Annotated in this window: 4 protein-coding genes; 2 read left to right on the plus strand and 2 right to left on the minus strand. The window is 33.3% G+C overall.

The window, feature by feature from the left end:
* The first annotated feature begins 100 nt into the window (after positions 1-100).
* Both Q8907_13135 and Q8907_13140 read left to right on the plus strand, forming a co-directional pair.
* Positions 101-1,264, plus strand: a complete 1,164-nt coding sequence (locus Q8907_13135; protein MDP4275214.1) for an IS4 family transposase — start codon at positions 101-103, stop codon at positions 1,262-1,264.
* A gap of 86 nt (positions 1,265-1,350) precedes the next feature.
* A protein-coding gene (locus tag Q8907_13140; GenBank protein MDP4275215.1) for an IS630 family transposase occupies positions 1,351-2,486 on the plus strand; the annotation gives its coding sequence in 2 pieces (ribosomal slippage) (positions 1,351-1,777 and positions 1,777-2,486; 1,137 coding nt in all).
* Positions 2,487-3,315: 829 nt separating this feature from the next.
* Here Q8907_13140 and Q8907_13145 read toward each other — a convergent pair.
* Together Q8907_13145 and Q8907_13150 are read right to left on the minus strand one after the other, a co-directional pair.
* Positions 3,316-3,843, minus strand: a complete 528-nt coding sequence (locus Q8907_13145) for a DUF6252 family protein (protein MDP4275216.1) — start codon at positions 3,841-3,843, stop codon at positions 3,316-3,318.
* Positions 3,844-4,342: 499 nt separating this feature from the next.
* Positions 4,343-4,555 (minus strand): transposase (locus Q8907_13150; protein MDP4275217.1); only part of this gene is annotated, 213 nt, incomplete at its 5' end.

The following is a 4,555-nucleotide window of genomic DNA, read 5'->3' on the forward strand; positions in this document are numbered from 1 at the left end:
AAAAAGATCTTTGAAATATTTGAAATTTAGTTAGTTACAAGCGATTTTCGATTAAACGGATTTCAATTTACACATTTGCTATTCTTAAAAAGAATTGCAAATGCATAAGGACAAATACGTTTTCGCTCAGTTAACATCCTTCCTGGATAGGAATAAGTTCAATTACATCGTTCGCAAGTATGACGGTGACAGATACGTGAAGCATTTCACATGTTGGAACCAACTGCTAGCTCTGATGTTTGGGCAATTGTCAAATCGTGAAAGTCTGAGAGATTTGATCCTCGCACTTGATGCTCATTACTCCAAATCTTATCATTTAGGTCTGGGCAAGAATGTATCAAAATCATCTTTGGCCAGAGCCAATCAAGACAGAGACTATCACATCTTCGAAGAGTACGCTTACTATCTAGTGAACGAAGCCAGACAGAAACGAGTTTCTGACATCTTCAAACTTGATGGTAATGTCTACGCTTTTGACTCAACGACGATCGACTTATGCCTTTCCGTATTCTGGTGGGCAAAGTTCCGCAAGAAGAAAGGTGGAATCAAAGTGCACACATTATACGATGTAGAAACACAGATTCCAGCATTCTTTCATTTTACCGAAGCCTCTGTACACGACTCAAATGCAATGAAGGTGATTCCTTATGAATCAGGCTCTTATTACATATTTGACCGTGCCTACAACAACTTCAGGATGCTGAACAAGATTCATCAGATAGGATCTTTTTTCGTTGTCAGAGCAAAGAAGAATCTTCAATGCAAGGCCATCAGATGGAAACGCAGGTTCCCAAAAAATGTGCTTTCAGATGCAACGATTGAATTGACTGGCTTTTATCCCAGGCAATACTATCCAGAACATCTTCGATTGGTCAGATTTTGGGATGAAGAACAAAAACGTGAGTTTGTATTCTTAACCAATGCGATGCAAATCTCTGCTCTGCAGGTTGCTGAACTTTACAAGAATCGCTGGCAAGTCGAGCTTTTCTTCAAGTGGTTAAAACAACATCTTAAAATCAAGAAATTCTGGGGTACTACTGAAAATGCTGTTCGGATTCAAATTTACGTTTCCATATGTACTTACTGCTTGGTAGCTATCGTCCAAAATGACATGCAACTTGACAGAAGTACATATGAGGTTTTACAGATTTTGAGTATATCGTTGACCGACAAAACGCATCTTCGGGACCTCTTCGATAGAACTAAATTTCAAAATGACAAAGAACATTTTAGGCTTAATGAGCCAATTTTGTTTGATTTTTAATAACGTCCCGATTTTAATTGGACACTAGTGTCATGTCAATTATAATATGACGTAATAAATAGTTTTGTATCTTTATCAAAAAAACGATGGTAAAGTACAAAGTAACCCTCACCCAGGAGGAAAGAGAACAATTGAAAGAAATAACCAGAAAAGGCAGTCATACCTCAAAGAAGGTTATTCATTCGCTTATTTTGCTCAATGTTGACGAAGGTCAATATTCTGAAAGTCAGCAGACAAATGAGGAAATATGCAGAATACTTAAAATTGGAATGAGAACTATAGACAGGGTAAAAAGTCGATTTGTTCTTCAAGGATTTGATGCTGCTCTGGACATAGCACCGACAAGTCGTGTTTATCGAAAGAGAATAGACGGAGAAACTGAAGCGCATTTGGTTGCGATCGCATGTGGAAAGCCGTCAAAAGGATATGCGAAGTGGTCATTAAGGCTACTTGCGGACAAGATGGTGGAATTGGAATACGTTGAAAAGATATCGTATGAGACAGTCAGGAAAGTTTTAAAAAAAACGAACTTAAGCCTTGGAGAGTAAAAGAATGGGTGATACCACCCAAAGAGAACAGTCATTTTGTTGCAGCCATGGAACAGGTTCTGGATGTTTACAAACGACCATTCAATAAGCTAAGACCAGTTGTGTGCATGGATGAAACGCCAAAACAGCTGATAAAAGAAGTTTACAAGTCAGTGCCGGTAAAGCCCGGATTTGAACAAAGGGTTGATTATGAATATTCACGTTGCGGAGTATGTAATGTTTTTATGATAAATGAGCCATTGGCAGGGAAGCGTTTTACCAAGGTCACCAATCAGAGAACCAAGAAAGATTGGGCTTTATTGGTTCAATATATTTGCGACAAATTATATCCTAAAGCAGAGATTATTACACTGGTAATGGACAATCTTGCCTCCCATAGTGCAGCCGCATTATATGAGACCTTTGAACCAAATGTAGGAAAGAGAATATGGGATCGTTTTGAGTTCATTTACACTCCAAAGCATGGGAGTTGGCTGAACATGGCTGAGATTGAGTTGAATATACTAACAAAACAATGTTTTAATCGAAGAATTGACAGTATCAGGACAATTAAAACTGAGGTGAAAGCTTGGCAAAATGACAGGAATCATAAGGACACGAAAATTAAATGGCAGTTTACAACTGAAAATGCCAGAGTAAAACTACATAGTCTTTATCCGTCATTTAACGATTGACATGACACTAGTGTATTTTTTCTTACATCGAACTGACGTTAATTTAAGTTCTTTTACCTTGGGGATCACATAATTTGATGAGTATGCATTAATATACTGATTATCAATGTTTAAACAAATTTAAGTTTGCATAACTTATTATTATTCAGTGATATATATGTTGATAACTTAAACTCTTAATTTGCATTGATAATAAATGTATTGTATAAATATAACAAGTAGCCAGTTCTGACAAAAAAGATATAAAGATTATTTAATTACTTAGCAATTTATTGTTAATTAATATTAGTAATACCATTTAATTAGTATAAACATTTAAATTCTATTTTAATAGATTCAATAGGAATTATCTTATGCGACGGAACTGCTATAATGAAAAAATTAACTGAATAGGTTATGAAAAACAGAAGAGTATGAAGGAGACTAGCAAAAAGTTGCTGAACTCAGTTATAAAAGAGAAGATATTGTGGATAAGGCTTCTGAATTAGGAAAACTATAATGGCTTGAAAAAAAGTGCATAAAAGAACAAGTTTTCCAGGCAATGAAAACAAAATTTAACTGAAAAGCATAGAGATTATTCGATTAAAGAGCGTCGAAATGCAGAAAGAACCTCTCTGCTCTGACTGAAATTTTATGATAAAAGGATATAACTTACTGAACAGAATAATTGTCGGTAAACATTGTACTAAAAAATGCTTATTATGCCCCAGTAATATAAATTATTATTAATAACTTAACTTTTTATTCTGATTTCTAAGTTCATTTATAGTAATAATTAATCTAATATATTGCGACAAAATGATTTCTTCCCACTTGTTTAGTATAAAATTTATTGCCTATATTTTATGTCGAATCGGCCTTGAGTTATCTGTACTGATGAATCGTTATTCTCTATAATTGTATTATTATCAGGATTGTATCTCAATGCTTTAAAATTAAACAGCCCAGACACAATCTTATTTATAGTATCATATTTTGTAATTTCTAAGGTACCAGTCGCCGATAAAGAATCTGTTTTATAATAGCAATTGTCTATTTTATCTAAAAATCGTCCTGAATGGTTATAATTATTTAGATCATATATTCCTACATTTAAAGGAGAATGAATATAAATATTAACTGTTTGGTTAGTTTGGTCGCCTATTTTTAAAGCATTAATACTAAAAAAATTTTTATCTATAAAAATAGACAAATTGCTGTATGGATATGATAATCCTCCTCCTTTTAACCAAAGGTTATTGTTTACTAGGCATCCAAATGTATTTTTACCCTCTTGTGTTTCAGGAGGTAATGTGTCATTTTTTTTGCAGCACGAATATGTCAGAATTAATAAAAATAGCAATGATAAAATTGTCAATTTTAAACATTTCATGGTTACTCAAGTCTTATTTTAAATTTCCTTCATTTGAAAATATACAAATGATTATATAAATTTTTTTCTCCATCACTTCAAAGTTATAATAATTTATTTGAATTATTATTAATTTAAGTTTCGCAACTAAATATTTCCATAAACAGACTAAAATTAAAAGTCAGTGATTTATTGTCCTGCAATTCTTATATAAGGAGCTAAACCAGGCCGGTGATTCATTAAAAAGTTCCAGGACTTTTAATTTCTATCGTTGATTCATTGAACCATTTCAAACTGCCTCAAACCTTTCAATCCATTTCTAACCATTTCTAACCACCTCAAACTATTTATCTTCAAGGCCAGTGTCATGATATTCATTTACGCTGAGAAAAACCTGAGTTTCACTGAGTATTACCATGAAGCAGTATCCCATTATAATCCCTTTTTGCTACTTGCGAAACTTCAATTATTAATCTAACGTGAGTTCGACGTAAGTGAATTATTATTAAGCCAAATTATCAATAATTTCGATATTGAGAGAGGGTTTCTTGGGGAAAAAAGAATAAGTAATTAAAGTTGAGAGCAAGTTGGTAATAAAATTGGCAAAACTGCGATGTCTGGTATGTTCTACTTGACACATATTTTTTAATTCGTAATTGACAGTTTCAATCAAAGCTCTTTTCTTTAAAAGAATGTTATCCCTTATAAGCATTAGGCT

It is taken from the genome of Bacteroidota bacterium, assembly GCA_030706565.1.
GTDB lineage: Bacteria > Bacteroidota > Bacteroidia > Bacteroidales > JAUZOH01 > JAUZOH01.